The organism is Amycolatopsis sp. NPDC114505, assembly GCF_055633615.1.
The window spans coordinates 1,070,461-1,086,349 of the sequence record NZ_JBVKDV010000004.1; the positions used below are offsets into that span (position 1 = coordinate 1,070,461).

Here is a 15,889-nt window from a genome sequence, read left to right on the forward strand (position 1 = left end):
TCGAGCCCCGTATCACCGGAACCGTCAGGTCCCCGCTGCCACCGGCGCGATCCCGCCGCCGGTCTGTCATCCGCGGGCCGCGGCGGTGCCGCTGCCCGGTTCGCCCGGTCCGCCGGGCCGCCTGGTCCAGCATCTCCCGGGCGACGCGGACCGTCTTCTTTCTGCCTGCCCCGGGCCGCTACGTCAGCACGCTGGGACAACGCCGCAGACTGTCTACTGTGGATTTGATCAGGCGTCGAACTGGCCGGGCCTGCGTCCCTGGCCCGCCGGTCCGCGGTAGGCCTGGGCGATGTCGAGCCACTGGTCGGCCAGCGTGCCCTTCGCCCGGATGTCGAGGTCGTAGCGGTGCCGCCGGCGGGTGACGAGCAGGCAGAAGTCCTCCGCGCTGCCGCTCACCCGGTTGGCCGCGTCCGCGGGTCCGAACGTCCAGAGCTCGCCCGAAGGCGCGGTGAGCTCGTAGCGGAACTCCTCCGCCGGCGGCGTCAGGTTCCGCGCCTCGTAACCGAAGTCCCGCACGCGCACGGCGAAGCCGACCAGGTGCTTGATCCGGTCGGTGCGCACCGGGCGCACGCCGAGCGCGTCGGCGACGTCCTGGCCGTGACCGAACAGCTCCATCATCCCGGCGCAGGCCAGCACGTACGGCGGCAGCGGGTTCACCAGCCACGGCACCAGCTGGTCGCCGGGAACGGCGGCCAGTGCCTTGATGCCCGTGTCGCGCTCGGCGCGCCAGCGGGACAGCAGCACTTCGGCCGGGTCGTGGATGAACTCCTGCAGCGCGCCTTCGACCGCGTTGTCGAACCCGACGGACTCGACGGCCTTGGTCATCTCGATGAACGCCTGCGGCTGCGCGGCCGCGAGGCCGGCGATCCGGAAGATGAACGCGAGGTGCGCGATCTGGTGCCGGACCGCCCACCCCGGCGCCGGGGTGGGGGTGTCCCACCCGGCTTCGGCGAGGCCGGCGACGAGCGCGTCCACTTCGGCGGCCTCGGCGGTCAAGTGTGCGATCACGCCCGTGGTGTCAGTCACCTGTCTGTCCTCTCACGGCTACGACGTCTTCTCGTGAGCCGGCGGCCGCCGCGAGGGGCGGGGTAAGGGGAGCCACTCCTCGCGGCGACCGCGGGCCGAGCAGATCGGGATCCCTCGGGGCGGCGTCGCGAACCGGGCCAGATTTCGGTGTGTCCCGGTGCTGCGCGCCCCGGCGGGCGATCTGACCTTTCGATCATCACCCGCGCCGACCTGCGAGTCTTCTCTTCACGGGCGGTGCGGCAGCCGGTCACCGGCCGCCACGGCCGCGGTGAGAGCCGCCCACGACACCAGCTCCACCAGGCCCCGATCGTCCGTCCCGTCCAGGCGGACGTCGGCGGGGCCGACCTGGTACGCCGCCTTGGCCGTCAACAGGGCGAGCCGGCCCGCCGCGCGTTCGTCCTCGGGCAGCTCGGCCAGCACGGGCTCGACCCAGGCGCGGCTCAGCCCGGGCGGTTTCCCGTCCCAGGCCTTGACTTCGCGCTGGACGAGGTCCCGCACGCGAAGGGGCACCGAGCGTTCCCCGGCTACTTCCACCGCCGCCGTGGCGCGCGCGAAGGCGTCGGCCAGGGTGCTGCCCCGGGGTAGCCAGCCCGGGCCGTCCACGACGGTCTCCGGCAGCAGGCCCAGCGCTTCCCCGGCCGGCGGCGCGGCCCCCGGTTTCAGCAGGAGTCCCAGTACCGCCTTGGCTTTCTCGCGCGCCGACGCCGGCACCGCCGCCGGCAGCGGCGACGGGCCGAGGAACACACTCACCACCCGGTTGAGGTAGTGGAACGCGACCGCCACGGCGGTGAACTCGGCGACGGCGGCGGCCGGGACGTCCGCGGGCAGCCTGCCCTCGCCCCGCGCCCACGCGACCAGTGCCCGCGTGTCCGCGTCCGGGATGGCCCCGGCGTCGCCCGCCTCGATGGCCGCGGCGGCGGCAGGCTCCCCCAGCGAGGCGAGGGCCATGCCGTGCACCTCGACGCAGTACGGGCACGCGTTCGCGGCCGACACCGCGGCCGCGACGACCTCCTTGTCGGCCCGGCTCACCGTCCCGCCCGCGACCAGCGACTCCCGCAGCACCAGCCACACCGCGGCGAGCACCTCCGGCGCGGGCGAGTGCAGCGCGACGGGCGGGGCGAGCATCCCGAAGTCCCGCTCCACCTGCCGGTAGACGTCCGCCACCAGCCCCCGCGCCCGCCGCGGCCGCACGGCCTCGACGTACTTCACGTCCCGCAGCGTCCGCCGCAGGGCGAACCGCACCAGTCCGGGCGCCATCGTGCCTCCTCGTGAAACGGCGGACTCGCGCTCCCAGGAGCCCAGGAGCGCGAGTTCGAGGTACCCGTGCATCAGTTGCCGGCGACCAGGTCCAGTTTGGACACCGCCCGGCGGCCGGTGATCGACCCGTCCGGCGCCGGGGCGCCGTACTTGACGTCGACGTCGCGGGCCTGCAGCGCCCGGACGATGCCCGGGATCGACCGTTCGGCGAGCGCGGCGATGGTCATCGCCGGGTTCACCGTCAGCGCACCCGGCACCGACGCGCTGTCGGTGACGAAGATGCCCGGGTGGTTGCGCAGCTCGTGGTTCGGGTACAGCGCCGAGGTCGCCGCGTCGTCCCCGATCCGGCACGACGCCAGCGGGTGCACGGTGTACGCGCCGACGACGTCGTTGGTCCACGGCGAGACCTTCGCCAGGCCGTCCTTCTCGATGATCGCCTTGCAGTCGGCGTCCGCGAGCGCCCAGCCGCGCCGGGTGTTCGTGGTGGGGTCGTAGCGCAGCGGGCCGCGGCCCAGCATCTGCTGCGAGATCCGGTAGGCGTTCCCGGTGGGCGGCGGGGTGCCGAAGACGCCTTCGTTGTCGTCCTCGGTCATCAGGAAGATCGTGAGCCAGTTGGCCCACTGGTTGAGGATCTCCTTCTTCTGCGCGCCGTACCAGCGCGGCTCGTCGCCGCCCGGCACCTGGGCGAGGATCGTGCCCAGCCCCGGCGGGAAGTACAGCTGCTCCAGCGAGTACCGCTCGTACTCCGGCAGCGAGCCGTCGAGCTTGTCCCAGTTCGCGACGGTCGGGCCCTTGCCGATGTGGTTGGCCGAGTACACCGGACCGTCCTCACGGGACAGTCCGAGCACCTCGCGGACGCGGTCCTCGTCGATGATCGCGGTGTTGAGCCGCTCGCCGTTGCCGGAGAAGTACCGGCCGACGCCGTGCGGCATCGTGCCGAGCGTCGCCTCCGAGCGCTGCAGGATCACCGGCGTCGCGCCGGCGCCCGCGGCGATGATGACGACCTTCGCCTCGATCACGCCGGTCCCGGTGTGGATCCGGTAGTCCTCTTCGTCGATGAGGTCGAAGTGGACCCGGTAGCCGCCGTCCTCGGTCCGCTCGAGGCGCTGGACCTCGTGCAGCGGCCGGATCTCGGCACCGTGCGCCAGCGCGGCGGGCAGGTAGTTGGTCAGCATCGACCGCTTGGCGTCGAACTTGCAGCCCGCCATCATGAAGTTGCAGTTGACGCAGGTGTCGTTGTCGACCGCGACCGGCGCCGGGTTCGCGGTGCGCCCCGAGTGGTTGCAGGCCGCGGCCCACAGGCCACCGGCGTAGGAGACGTCGCTCCAGTCCTGTTTGGACACCGGGATCGACTCGTCGACGCGGTCGTACCACGGTTCCAGGCTGTCGCGGGAGATGACCGACGGCCACATCCGGCGCCCGATGCTGCCGTGGCGGTCGAACACGAAGCGCGGCGCGCGCGGCATCGCGGCGAAGTACACCACGCTGCCGCCGCCGACGCAGTTGCCGCCCAGCACGCTCATCCCGTCGCCGACGACGAAGTCGAACGCCCGCGTGTAGGACGAGCCGAGCAGGTAGTCGTGCTCGAAGTCGGCCGCGGCCAGCCACGGCCCGCGCTCCAGCACCGTCACCTTGGCTCCGCCGGCGGCGAGGTGGTAGGCCGGGATGGACCCGCCGAACCCGCTGCCGACGATGACGACGTCGGTCTGGTCGATCGCGCTCATGCTGGGCTCCCGGAAGGCGTCGTGTCGGGGTGGAGCTCGGCCAGCTTGCGGCCGTAGCCGTACTTCGGGAACCGCCAGAACCCGTCGGCGTCCGGGGCCTTGTACCCCAGCGCCAGCAGACCGGGGTGCCCGTCGCGGATGGCGTCGGCGGTGTGCAGGTGCGGGGCGCTGTCGTAGGCCATGTTGCAGAACAGCGCGAGGCTGACCCAGCCGTCCTTCTCCGGGTGCCCGGGCGTGGTCAGCCGGTTCACCAGCTCGCGGCGGTGCTCGTAGGGCAGCGCGACGAACGGCGGGACGTCGTGGTCGAGCTCCAGCGCCACCTCCCCCGCGTAGACCTTCGCGTGGTCGTTGAGCGACTGCGCGAGGTAGGGCAGGCCGGCCGTGACGCCGGTCGCGTCGAAGTGCAGCAGCTCGAGCGCACCCGCCACCACCGATCCCGGACCGGGCGCGGCCCCGGCGATCGCCCGGTCCTCCGGGAACCGCTTCTCCCCCGGCACGATCGTGTCCGCATAAGCCTCGAGGGTCATGGTCTCGACACGTTCTTCTTCGGTGCTTTCTGGTCGGGCCTCGGGTTGCACCGGCCTACCTCCTCATCGAATGTCCACAGTAGACGTCAAGCTGCTTCGGCCCGCCACGTCCGCTCCCGGCGGCGCACGGTCATCGGCAGCCCGCCGCGCACCCGCAGCGACAGCATCGCCTCGGGTTCGACGACCTTGCCCGGTACCTTGCGCAGCTCCAGGTCCCGCGCCGCCATCGCCAGCACGAACACGGCCTCCATCACCCCGAGGCTGTTGCCGATGCAGAACCTCGGCCCGGCGCCGAACGGGATGTAGGCGTAGCGCGGCGGCCGCCCGGCCGGGTTGGCGGCGTCGAACCGGCCCGGGTCGAAGCGCTCCGGGTCGGTCCAGAACTCCGGGTGCCGGTGCAGCGTGTACGGCACGACCACGACGTCGGAGCCGGCCGGCACGTGGTACCCGCCGATCTCGTCGTCGGCCTGCGCGATCCGCGGCAGCAGCCAGACCGGCGGGTACATCCGCATGACCTCTTCGACCACCGCGACGGTGTAGGTCAGCTTCCGCAGGTCCTCGTGCTCGGGCAGCCGGTCGCCCAGCACCTCGACGGCTTCGGCGTGCAGCCGCTCGCCGACCTCCGGGTGCTCGTCGACCAGGTGGAACGCCCAGCCGAGCGTGCTCGCCGTCGTCTCGTGCCCGGCCAGCAGCAACGTGATCAGCTCGTCGCGCATGCGTTCGCGCGACGCGTGGTCGGCCGAGCCGGTCGCGATCAGCCGGGACAGCACGTCCTCGCCGTTCTCGACCGGGTTCGCGAGCCGTTGGTCGACCAGCTCCTCGGCGATCCGGCGCAGGTCGTCGCGCGCGGTCCGGAACTCGACCTGCTTCTTCAGCGGCACCCACTGCGGGACCATGCTGAGCGTGACGGCCTCGAACATGGCCTGGTCCTGCACGGCCTCGAACGAGTGACCCAGCGTCTCGTACCCGCCCAGCTCGGCGTCGAGCAGCGTCTTGCCGAGGACGCCGAGGGTCAGCCCGGTCATCTCGTGCAGGATCTCGACCGGCCCGTCGTGCTCGGCCAGCCGCTTGATCAGCGTCTCGACCTCGGCCGCGACGACCGCGGCCTGGCGCGAGATCCGCTTGGGCTGGAACACCGGCTGGATGGTCCGGCGCTGCTTCTTCCAGGTCTCGCCGTCGCTGGTGAGCAGGCCGTCGCCGAGGGCCCGGCGGGCCTCCTGCAGGCCGATGCCCTTGTGGTAGTTCGCCGCGTTGTCGGCGAGGACGTGCTTCGCGAGGTCCGGGTGGTTCACCAGGTACATCGCCTTGGGGCCGATGGCGATGCGGACGACGTCGCCGTAGGTGTCGGCGTTGTCGCCCATGAGCGCGAGCCGGTCGGTGAAGAGCTGCTTCAGCAACCGGAACGTCGCTCGGCGCGGCGGCCCGGGCGGCGCGGTGCGCGCCGCCCGGGCGTTGTCGGCGGGACCGGTCATGCCGCGATGGCTCCCGGCTTCTCGCCGTCACCGGTCGATTCCGGCGCCGGCGCGAGCTCGAGCTTCGCCTTCTGCGCGGCCTGGTCGGACTCGAACTGGACCCGGGCCTTGTTCGAGAAGTGCAGGCCCCACAGGAACAGCCCGCGGATCAGGCAGACGGTCGCGGTGGCCAGGAACAAACCGTACGCGACGTGCACAGCGGTGAAGAAGCCGTACGCGAGTGCGACACCGGCGCCGAAGGCGAACTGCGAGCCCTTCTTCGACGGCGACGTCCCCGGGTCGGTCACCATGTAGTTCGTGTAGAGCACGAACGCGATCCCGGTGCCCATCGCCAGCGCGCCGGGGATCGACGTGCCGAAGAGCCACCCGCGGACGAAGGCCTGGATCACGAAGAAGCTCAGCCAGCCCGCGATCAGGAACATCCGGTTGGTCAGCAGCGCGTTGAGCACCGTGCCCGAGATCAGGATGATCGCGACGATCAGCCAGCCGCCCCAGGTCGCGATCTGCTCGCTGAAGTGGTACGGCGGGGCGATGCTGGCCCACGGGAACACCAGCAGGATGACCGTGATGCCGAAGTTCGACGGGTTCATGTAGTGCCGCATGCGGCCGTACACCGGCGCCTGCAGGACCCACTTGGCCCCGACCGCCACGACCACCCCGAAGATCATCACGAGGATCCGGTCGTTGACGTAGGTCAGCATGTTCAGCGCGAGACCGGTGATGTGCGCCGGCAGCAGGAACTCCATGAGCCCCTTGAAGCCGTTGCCCTTGAACCGGACGCCGCGCTGGGTCACCTTGGCGTTGATGATCTCGAGCACGATCTCGGTGGTGTACGCCGTCGCCAGCGCGACGAACGGGTACAGCCACGGCTGCTCGAACCCGAGGATCGTGTAGCCGAGGATGTTGAAGATCGTGATCGACATCGCGAACCGCTTCAAGGCCGTGATGACCTTGTTCGTCCGTTTCGGTGGCGCGGTGTCCACTGTGGTCAGAGTCGGGGTGGCCATGCCGTCACATCTCTTCCATCGCCGTGGTGCCGAGCTGGTACATGTGGCAGCCGGGTTCGAGCTTCAGGTCCTGCGTCCGCAGCTGCCCGGTCCGGTCCCGCCACTGCAGGTGCACGTCGAGCGGACCGCTGACGTCGTGCCCGAGGCCGATCTGGACGTCGAAGCTGCGGCGGCCGGCTTCCCCGCTGCTGCCGTCGACCCGGCCGAGGTACTTCTTGCCGTCCGAGGTCGTCACGGTGGCCTCGGCGCCGATCGCGGGCACGCCGGCCGCGGGCAGCGGGCCGGGCGCCACCGGGGCGTCGGTGGTCAGCTTCAGCTGCAGGTACTTGCCGGGCTTCGGGCTGTCGTTGTGGTAGAAGATCGGCTGCTCCCACTGCCGCGCCACCGCGAACTCGGGCAGGCCGTCCCCGTCGGTGTCGCCGACGGCGATCCCGCGGGTCGGGGTCGGCACCGCCAGGCCCAGCTGCGGGCCGAGGTCGGTGTAGCGGCCGTCCGGGCTCTTCACGAAGAAGTGGAACGTCTGGTCGCCACCGATGTCGTCACCGGCGCGGGCGTTCGGCCACCAGAAGGGGTTGGACAGCAGGCCGTCGTTGGCCGTGGCCAGCTCCTGCAGGTTCGGCCAGCGGTTGACCTGTCCCTTGACGAACCCGGTCGCCTGCGCGATCTGGTTCTCGCCGCTGTTGTTGAAGTCCTGGATCTTGACGTCCCAGCCCCAGCCGGACCAGGCCGTGCCGTCCGAGCCGCTCACGTCCTCGAAGGGCGCGACGCCGTCGTTCAGCTGGCTGCGCAGGTCCTGGGCGTTCTTCGCGGTGTTCATGAACTGGAAGTTCGACTCTTCGATGCCCCACGACGTCGTGATGTTGCTGACGAACAGGTCGTAGAGGCCGTCGTGGTTCAGGTCGCCGAAGTCGACGCCCATCCCCTTGAAGGAGTCGTGGCCCAGCACCTTCGACTTCGGGTCCGTGAAGCCGCGGACCCCGGTGACCTCACCGAACTCGATGTGCCCCGGCGAGGACTTGTTGTACAGGAAGTGGTCGTGCCCGAAGTCGTTGGCGATGTAGAGCTCCGGCAGGCTGTCGCCGTCGACGTCGGTCGCGCTGGAGGCCAGCGTCCAGCCGAGGCGCGCGTCTTCCGGGATGCCCTGGGAGGCGTCGACGAACCGGGCGGTCGGGTTCGCCCCGGACGTCGCCCCGGTCCAGCGGAAGATGAACTTGCCGCCGGAGTTCGTCGCGTGCGACATCGACTGGTTCAGCGTGATGCCGCCGTCGGCGGTCGGGTCCAGGACCTTGCTGTCCGGGAAGTAGTTGCCGACGAAGACGTCGACGTGCCCGTCGCCGTCGAAGTCGCCGATGGTGACGGAGTCGGTGTTCCACAGCGGGCCGCTGTACTTCCCGTCCGGGCCGCGGTGGTTGCCCGGCACCAGCTCGGTCGGCTGGAACGCCGAGGCGTCGAACTTCGTCGCGGTGGCCTTCTGCAGGAACACGACCGGGCTCCGGCCCCAGTAGTAGGCGAGGATGTCGGTCCGGCCGTCTTCGTTGTAGTCACCCGGGACGCAGCCCATCGGCGCCATGTAGTCCCACGTCGGCAGCACCGGCGCGGGGTCGAGCGCGAACGGCGCGTAGCGCGGGCCGGAGTCCGGCGCCGGCGTGACGACGACCTGGTCGCTGCGCGGGTCGACCAGGCAGAGGTCGTTGGCCTTGCCGCTGCCGCTGATGTCGTTGAGCGCGATCGCGGCGCCGACCGAGGAGATCCACGCGGAGATGTGCTCGTACTCCTTGTTCACCGTCCGGATCGACTGCGACTTCGTGGCCGCGGGCAGCGCGATCGTCATCGGGGTGAAGTGGAACTGGCTCGCCATCGAGTCCTGTTCGGCGGCCGAGACGCGGGGCAGCTGCGCGACCGTGTAGAGGCCGAGGATCAGCACCAGCGCCACGATGCCCGCCAGCTGCTTGCGCAGCCAGCCGAAGGTCGCGGTCATTTCTTCTTCCCTCCGTGGGTCAGCACTTCTTCGGCGATCCGCTGCCGCCAGGTTTCGAACGCCGGGACGTCGTCGCCGTCGACGACGACGGCCGGGCGGACCTCCTGGGTGATCGCCGCCACGCGCTCGGCCGGGAGCCCGCAGATGGCCTGGGCCGCCATCTCGGTCTCGGGGATCAGCAGGCCCGAGCGCACCCGGCACTCGGCGGCGAAGGCACTCCCCTGCGCCAGCTGGCCGTGGTGGATCCCGGCCCGGTCGACCAGTTCCGCCAGCTCGTCGGCGGTGACGCCGCACGCGTAGGTCGAGGCGAGCCCGACCCCCGCGTACAGGTCACCGTGGCGGGACTCCGGGAACTCCTCGATCGTCTTGGTCACCAGGGAGACGTCCGTGCCGCAGATGAACCACAGCGCCCGGCCGATACCCTGGTCGATGGCGCGCAGCGCGTAGCCGTCGTACCGCCGGTCCGGCCACGAGAACTTCGGGTCCTGGTACTGCTCCCCGATGTACTGGGCCGTCTTGAAGTAGGCCTGGTGGAAGCCGTAGCCGTCGAGCACCAGCCAGCGCAGCAGCGGGTCGAAGGCCGACGCCTTCGGCCACGCGAACCGCGGGAGCCGGCACATCGCCCAGCCGACCCCGACGTAGATGATGTAGTCGTGCTTCTCGCCGGGGCCGGCGAGGAACCCGGCGATGTTGGAGCTCTTGCCGAAGGGGAGCCCGTCGAGCACCCCGTAGCCCATTCCCGCGCCTTCGTAGGCGAACCCGCGGAACCGCGGCTCGATCTCCTCGAGCCATTCTTCGGCTTGCTCGACCGACTTCGCTTCGACGGCGTGCGCGTACCCGCGGAGGAACATCGCCCCCACGGTTTCGAGCCGTTCCTGAGCGGCTGGGCTCTTCCGGTGGAAGCCCCGCTTTTCCAGCAAGGTCTCCGAGACATCAGGTGTCAGGACGCGGCGCCTGAGCGTACGCCAACCATTGCCCAACGCACTCTCCCCCTTAGGGTCGACTGTTCACTTCGCCTCTACGGTCACAGATTTGCTGGTCAGGGCTCTACTCCACGGTTGCCCGCGATCACCCCGCGGCTTCTTCAGCCGGCCAGCCGCCGGGCCGCGGGGTCGAACTCCGCCCGGATCCGCTGCCGCCACAGCTCGTACGGCGGCTGCGGGCCGTCGTCGCCGTCGGCCTGTTCGGTGCGGTCCGCGAGGTTCTGCGCGCCCTGCACGGAAAGGTCGGTGAGCACGCCGGCCGCGAGGTGGGTGTGGGCGGGCACGTACGCGGAGTACGTCCGCGCCTTGACCGCGAACACCACGCCCAGCGCGAGCTCGTCGTAGTGCTCGCCGGCCGCCTTGCGCAGCCGGCCCAGCCCGCGCTGGTCGGCGCCGCCGGCGAACGTCGCGGCCAGCCCGACCCCGCTCCACAGGTCCGCGCGGCGGTGCTCGGCGAAGCGCACGACCGCCTTGGCGACGGCGTCCGGGTTCCCGCCGTTGATGAACCACAGCGCCCGCCCGACCCCCTGGTCGAACGCCCGCCCGAAGTACTCCGGGCGCCCCGCCCACGGGTAGGGCTCCGGCTCGGCCTGCTCGTCGACCCACTTCTTCGTGTCGAAGTAGGCGCGGTCGAAGCCGAAGCCGTCGACGGCCAGCCAGCTCATCACCGGGTGGTAGGCCACCCCGGACAGCTCGGGCAGGATGTTCTTCCACAGTGGACGCGGCAGCCGCGCCATGGCGAAGCCGATCCCGATGTAGGTCAGGAAGATGTGCGGGCGGCCCGGCCCTTCGAGCAGGGCGCGAGTGCGGTCGCGGCCGCCGCCGGGCATGGCGTCGAGGATCGTGTAGCCCATCGTCGCGCCTTCGTAGGCGAACCCGCGCTGCTCGGGCTCGATGAGCGCGAGCCGGCGCTCGATCTCCCACAGCGACGCGCCTTCGATGGCCCATTCGAACCCGCACACGACCGCCTGCGGCACCGCCTCCAGCCGGGCCGTCGAATCGGTGTGGGTGACCGGGAAGCCGCGTTCGGCGAACCCGACCGAGGCGAGCGAAGGAGCGAGGAACCGCTTGCGGAGCACTCCCATTACCGTGGACATGCTGATGTCGTCCTTTGTTCGTCGGGGGATCAGGCGACGGCGCGCAGGTGCGGGCGCTGGGCGGCGCGCATGCGCTGGGTGAACGGCGACTGCTTGGACGCCAGCGTGATCGCGATCGGCGCGTCGGTCGGGGCCGGCGCGCGCAGGCCCACCCGGGCGGTGGTCTGACCGAAGGGCGCCACGTTCACGCCCGCGTAGCCGATCGAGAACCGCGGCCCGGCCGCGCCCGGCTGGTGCTGCGCGACCGCGATCGCCGTCCAGCGGCCGGCGGGCACGCCGTGGATGGTCAGCTCGCCCGAGCTCATGTTGGCCATGCCGCCGAAGGCGACGGGCCCGCACTGGGGCACCGGGTCGGCGAACAGCCCGACGAGGGTGTCGGCGGGCGCCGAGCCGCGGGGCATGTCGAGACGCATCGACAGCACCCCCGTGCCGGTCTGCAGCGAGGCGCAGCTGCGCCCGGCCGCCCGCAGCGTGCGCAGCGGCGGAAGCCGTTGGAAGGACGGCGAAATCGCCACGAGCAGCTCGGCGACCTGCGGCTCGCGGTACTGGGTCGGCGTCATCCCGACCGCCCGCGAGAACCGGCTGGTGAACGTGCCGACGCTGCTGTAGCCGACGCTGCACACGATGTCGGAGACGTTCAGCGACGTCGTCAGCAGCAGCCGCTTGGCCTCGAACAGGCGGACCGCGGTGAGGAACCGTCCTGGCGTCACCCCGGTGGCGTCGGCGAACATCCGGGAGAAGTGGAACCGGCTGACGAAGACCTCGGAGGCCAGTTCCGCGAGCGTGAGTGGTTCGAAGTACCGCTGCTGAATCGACGTGATGGCCTGCAGCACGGCGGGCCGGACCGACTTCTCCACGCGCTCGAGCGCCGGCATCCGGGGCGGATCGTCGAACTCGCTGTCGTGTCCGACAGCCGCAATAGACCGCAACATCATCCGTCCAACCTCGAATTCCCCTGGTGGCAGTTCTCCTGGTGCCAGGGAAGACGCCGCGTCTCGCAGATCACTCGATGGGCGATGGAGCCCGACCGGGCGAAACGCACTCCGGCGGAAGCCGCGGCGCCCGGCGCGGGAGTTCCACACCGGACTGTCCATGCGGAACACATAGTCCCCGCGTGCGCGATACGGCACGCATGATCGTGGCCGCTCCCGCGCTTGGTCCGATCCGGGGACACCCGCGAGCGCCCCCGCCCTGGTTGGGCCGGATGGCGGACCGTGCGGAACACCCGGGGCACCCCTGCGAAACGCACGGGGCCACGGGACAAACCCACGCGGACTCTGATGGGTGACTCACTGGCCGCCGGAGCGACGCTCTGTCACATTCGGATAGAAGCCCGGAGTCGGCCGTCCACCGACCCCGCGTGGCACCACTGGGGAAGCGCGAGGACGCATTGACGACGCTGGAGGCCTGCCATGTACTCCGAACTGCCGCCGCCGACGGACGAGCCGGACGACGCTGGAGTGACGTTCACCGTTCTGGGCCCGCTGGAAGTGCGGCGCGGCGGGGTCGACTACGCGCCGACCACCCCCAAGGTCCTGCAGCTGCTCGCCGTGCTCGTGATGCGCCCGGGCAAGATGGTACACATCGACACCCTCATCCGGGAGCTGTGGTCGTACAACCCGCCCCGGACGGTGCGGACGACGCTGCACACCTACGTCTACCACCTGCGCCGGTGCATCGACCAGAACCGCCTGGCCGCCGACGGGGAGAAGATGCTGGCCACCAAGCAGTCCGGCTACGCCTTCTACATCGACCCGTCCCAAGTGGACACCTACCGGTTCGTCCGGCTGCAGCAGCTCGGCCACGAGCACCAGGACGCCGGTGACCACGCGGCGGCCGCCGACGCCTACCGCGCGGCGCTCGACCTCTGGTCCGGCCCGCCGCTCGCGAACGTCCACTGTGGACCCATTCTGTCGGCGTACCGCACGGAGCTGCTCGAGCAGCGGCGCAGCGTCCTGCACCTGCGGATCGAAGCCGAGATCATCAGCGGGAAGCACCGCGAGCTGATCGGCGAGCTGCGGTCGCTGGCCACCGGCAGCCCGCTCGACGAAGCGCTGCACGGCCAGCTGATGCGCGTGCTCGGCCGCAGCGGACGGCGATCCGACGCGATGGCCGTCTACCGCAGGCTCCGGTCGAGGCTGGCCGGCGAACTGGGCGTCGAACCGTGTGACGACCTCCAGGTGCTGCACCGAGAACTGATCTCCGAAGGAGACCACCGCTGATCCACCGCTTCCCCGGCTTCGGCCGAGTTCGATCGCGTCGCCCGAGAAAGAAGTGAGGAAAGTTCGATGCCCGCTCCCAACACCCGCGCCTACGGACAGTTCTGCGGTCTCGCCCGCGCTCTCGAGATCATCGGCGAGCGCTGGTCGCTGCTGATCGTCCGCGACCTGGTGCTCGGCCCGAAGCGCTACGACGAACTGCAGGCCGGTCTGCCGAAGATCCCGCCGTCCATCCTTTCGTCCCGCCTCAACGAGCTCGAAGCGACCGGGGTGCTCCGCCGCCGCGTCCGCGCCGAGCTCGACGCGGGCCTGATCTACGAGCTGACCCAGTACGGCAGCGAGCTCGACCAGGTCCTGCTCGACCTCGGCCTGTGGGGCGCGCGTTCCCTGCACCAGCCGGGCCCGGACGACGTGTTCACGCTGGACTCGGCGATCCTGTCGCTGTACACGACGTTCCGCGCCGACGTGGCCGAGAGCGTCCAGATCACCTACGAAATCCGCTACGACGACAGCATGATCATCCACGCGCTGGTCGAGGACGGCGTGGTCAAGGTCGGCGAAGGCCGGTTCGCCGGCGCGGACCTGGTGGTCAAGGTGACCAACGGCGCGGTGATGCTGGACCTGATGAGCGGTCACGTGTCGGCGCGCGAAGCGGTCCGCAGCGGCAAGCTGGCGATCGAGGGCGACTTGGCCGACCTGGAGCTGCTGGCCCGGCTGTTCCACGTCCCCTCGGCCCCGGAGCCCCCGTCGGGCATCGTGGTCCGCTAGCGGTCGAGCGGTCTGCCGCGGCCGGTCGTGAGTGAGAAACAGGGTTAGAACACTGTTTCTCACTCACGACTTCCCGGCGACCACCCTCAGCCGGGCGCGATCCGCTCCGCCCGCTGCACCAGGTACCGCCGCTCGGGCCGGCTCGCCGTCCGGTCCGCGGCGCGCAGGTAGCACTCCCGCGCCCCGGCCGGGTCTCCCGCCAGCTCCAGCAGGTGCGCGCGGACCGCGTCCAGGCGGCGGCCGACGTCGAGCTTCGCGTCGACCGTGTCCAGCAGCGCCAACCCCTCGAGCGGGCCCGAAGCCTGCGCCACCGCCACGGCCTGGTTGATCGTCACCACCGGGCTCGGCATCAGGGTCTGCAGGACACGGTAGAGCTCGACGATCTGCGGCCAGTCCGTCCCCTCGGTGCTGGGCGCGGTCGCGTGCAGGGCCGCGATCGCCGCCTGGACCTGGTACGGCCCCAGCGCCGCGTGGCCGAGCGTCGCGTCCACCAGCGCCTCGCCCTCGGCGATCATCGCCGCGTCCCAGTGGCCGCGGTCCTGCTCCGGCAGCGGCACCAGCTCGCCGTCCGGTCCCGTGCGGGCCTCGCGGCGCGCGTCCGTCAGGAGCATCAGCGCCAGCAGGCCCGCCACCTCGCCCTCGCCCGGGATCAGCGCGTGCACCGCGCGGGTCAGCCGGATCGCCTCCGCCGCCAGGTCGGCGCGCACGAGGTTCTCCCCGGACGTCGCCGTGTACCCCTCGTTGAAGATCAGGTACAGCACCTGCAGGACGACGCGCAGCCGGTCGCCGAAGTCGGCCGGCGACGGCTCGCTGAACGTCGACCCCGCGGCGGCGATGCTCTCCTTGGCGCGGGTGATGCGCCGGGTCATCGTCGCCTCCGGCACCAGGAACGCGCTCGCGATCTCGGCCGTGGTCAGGCCGCCGACCGCGCGCAGCGTCAGCGCGACCTGCGAAGGCGGCGACACCGCGGGGTGGCAGCACAGGAACAGCAGCTTCAGCGTGTCGTCGGTGCCAGCGGGCTGCTCTTCGCCGGGGCCGGCGACGACCGCGGAGCCCACCGGCTCCCGCACGGCGACCGACTCCTCACGCCGCCGCCGCGCGCTCTCGCTGCGCCAGTGGTCGGTGAGCCGGCGGGTCGCGACCGTCACCAGCCAGGCGTGCGGGTTGTCCGGGACGCCGTCGGCCGGCCACTGCTCGCTGGCCGCCAGCAGCGCCTCCTGGACGGCGTCCTCGCACGCGTCGAACTGGCCGTACCGGCGCACCAGCACGCCGAGCACCCGCGGCACCAGCGGGCGCAGGACCTCGGCGACCGGCGCGGGTGCGGTCACCTCACGCACCGGGTGCTTCGGGCTCCGCGCCGGCGAAGAAGACGATCTCGCGCACCTCGATGCCGAGGCCGTCGATCGCCGCGTCCGGGATCATCGCGGCGAGCTCGAGGGCACGCTCCTTGTCCGCGCACTCCACGAGGTAGTAGCCGGCGAGGAACTCCTTCGACTCCAGGAACGGGCCGTCGGTGACGGCAGGCAGGCCCCCGCGCACCCGCACGACGGTGCTGTCGGCGACCGGCGCGAGCGCCTGCGTGCCGATCATCTCGCCGGACTCCCGGATCGTGCGGATGAAGTCCTGGTGCCCGGTCATGATGGCGTTCATGTCCTGCTCGGACAGGTTCGCCATCACGTCGGGGTTGAGGTACATCGCCAGCAGGTACTTCACGGCCCGCGCTCCCATCGTCGGTGGCACGAACATAGCCGACCGCGCCGGGCGTCCGGGCGTCACGTCGCAAGGGCGGAGTGGAGCCGCCGCGGGCCCGCCTGCCAGCCTGGAGCACGGG

General features: G+C 71.2%; 14 protein-coding genes. 2 read left to right on the plus strand and 12 right to left on the minus strand.

The genetic code is table 11. The features are described 5' to 3' along the window. Positions 1–228 precede the first annotated feature (228 nt). From ACZ7OU_RS42730 to ACZ7OU_RS42775, 10 genes are all read right to left on the minus strand, one after another. Positions 229–1,026, minus strand: coding sequence for a TIGR03084 family metal-binding protein (locus tag ACZ7OU_RS42730; RefSeq protein WP_470245742.1), 798 nt, complete (start codon positions 1,024–1,026; stop codon positions 229–231). A 225-nt stretch (positions 1,027–1,251) separates the two neighbouring features. Then, positions 1,252–2,283, minus strand: a complete 1,032-nt coding sequence (locus ACZ7OU_RS42735; RefSeq protein WP_470259657.1) for a carboxymuconolactone decarboxylase family protein — start codon at positions 2,281–2,283, stop codon at positions 1,252–1,254. 71 nt (positions 2,284–2,354) lie between these two features. Next, complete coding sequence (locus ACZ7OU_RS42740; RefSeq protein WP_470245740.1) at positions 2,355–4,007, minus strand: GMC family oxidoreductase N-terminal domain-containing protein; 1,653 nt, start codon at positions 4,005–4,007, stop codon at positions 2,355–2,357. After that, a complete protein-coding gene (locus tag ACZ7OU_RS42745) occupies positions 4,004–4,534 on the minus strand; it encodes a DUF5987 family protein (RefSeq protein WP_470245739.1) in 531 nt (176 codons plus the stop codon). Before ACZ7OU_RS42745 ends, ACZ7OU_RS42740 begins: the two co-directional genes overlap by 4 nt. 86 nt (positions 4,535–4,620) lie before the next feature. Then, the gene (locus ACZ7OU_RS42750; RefSeq protein WP_470259658.1) at positions 4,621–6,006 is read right to left on the minus strand and encodes a cytochrome P450; all 1,386 of its coding nucleotides are present in this window, start codon (positions 6,004–6,006) and stop codon (positions 4,621–4,623) included. Next, positions 6,003–7,013, minus strand: a complete 1,011-nt coding sequence (locus ACZ7OU_RS42755) for an enediyne biosynthesis protein (protein WP_470245737.1) — start codon at positions 7,011–7,013, stop codon at positions 6,003–6,005. Before ACZ7OU_RS42755 ends, ACZ7OU_RS42750 begins: the two co-directional genes overlap by 4 nt. Positions 7,014–7,017: 4 nt before the next feature. After that, the gene (locus tag ACZ7OU_RS42760) at positions 7,018–8,991 is read right to left on the minus strand and encodes an FG-GAP repeat domain-containing protein (RefSeq protein WP_470245736.1); all 1,974 of its coding nucleotides are present in this window, start codon (positions 8,989–8,991) and stop codon (positions 7,018–7,020) included. After that, the gene (locus ACZ7OU_RS42765) at positions 8,988–9,971 is read right to left on the minus strand and encodes a DUF1702 family protein (RefSeq protein ID WP_470259659.1); all 984 of its coding nucleotides are present in this window, start codon (positions 9,969–9,971) and stop codon (positions 8,988–8,990) included. The genes ACZ7OU_RS42760 and ACZ7OU_RS42765 overlap by 4 nt, the downstream gene beginning before the upstream one ends. Before the next feature lie 104 nt (positions 9,972–10,075). Next, positions 10,076–11,071, minus strand: a complete 996-nt coding sequence (locus ACZ7OU_RS42770; RefSeq protein WP_470245734.1) for a DUF1702 family protein — start codon at positions 11,069–11,071, stop codon at positions 10,076–10,078. Positions 11,072–11,100: 29 nt separating this feature from the next. After that, complete coding sequence (locus tag ACZ7OU_RS42775) at positions 11,101–11,946, minus strand: helix-turn-helix transcriptional regulator (protein ID WP_470245733.1); 846 nt, start codon at positions 11,944–11,946, stop codon at positions 11,101–11,103. A gap of 537 nt (positions 11,947–12,483) precedes the next feature. On the opposite strand from ACZ7OU_RS42775, the gene ACZ7OU_RS42780 reads away from it, so the two are divergent. Together ACZ7OU_RS42780 and ACZ7OU_RS42785 are read left to right on the plus strand one after the other, a co-directional pair. Continuing rightward, positions 12,484–13,293 (plus strand): AfsR/SARP family transcriptional regulator, encoded by an 810-nt coding sequence (locus ACZ7OU_RS42780; protein ID WP_470245732.1) that lies wholly within the window; start codon positions 12,484–12,486, stop codon positions 13,291–13,293. A 66-nt stretch (positions 13,294–13,359) separates the two neighbouring features. Next, positions 13,360–14,058 (plus strand): winged helix-turn-helix transcriptional regulator, encoded by a 699-nt coding sequence (locus ACZ7OU_RS42785; RefSeq protein ID WP_470245731.1) that lies wholly within the window; start codon positions 13,360–13,362, stop codon positions 14,056–14,058. An 86-nt stretch (positions 14,059–14,144) separates the two neighbouring features. Here the strand turns inward: ACZ7OU_RS42785 and ACZ7OU_RS42790 are convergent, their stop codons facing one another. After that, positions 14,145–15,386, minus strand: a complete 1,242-nt coding sequence (locus tag ACZ7OU_RS42790) for an RNA polymerase sigma factor (protein WP_470259660.1) — start codon at positions 15,384–15,386, stop codon at positions 14,145–14,147. Between the two features lies 1 nt (position 15,387). Further along, on the minus strand, positions 15,388–15,771 hold the full coding sequence (locus ACZ7OU_RS42795; RefSeq protein WP_470245729.1) for a YciI family protein: 384 nt from the start codon (positions 15,769–15,771) through the stop codon (positions 15,388–15,390). Positions 15,772–15,889: the final 118 nt, after the last annotated feature.